The following is a 246-nucleotide window of genomic DNA, read 5'->3' on the forward strand; positions in this document are numbered from 1 at the left end:
CGGGAAGACCGGTGCCCGGCATCGCACCGGCGGCGATGCAGATGGGGCGACACGCGGCGAGGGTGATACGGGCGCGGATTGACTCGCCGCACGCACCGGGCGCGGCGTTTGTGTACCGGGACAAGGGGATGCTGGCGACGATCGGACGGGCCCGGGCGGTGGGCGTGATTGGGTCGCTGCGGCTGCGCGGCTTCGTTGCGTGGGCGCTGTGGGTGGGGATCCACATCGCGTTTCTGATCACAGCGC

At 71.1% G+C, this 246-nt stretch carries 1 pseudogene; it reads left to right on the forward strand.

From position 1 onward, the window contains the following. Positions 1-11: 11 nt before the first annotated feature. Positions 12-246: pseudogene (locus ACNQ6O_RS15780) on the forward strand (NAD(P)/FAD-dependent oxidoreductase); the annotation flags it as partial.

Origin of the sequence: Marinobacter sp. SBS5 (assembly GCF_048285575.1) — a bacterium.
In the GTDB taxonomy this organism is placed as follows: Bacteria; Pseudomonadota; Gammaproteobacteria; order Pseudomonadales; family Oleiphilaceae; genus Marinobacter.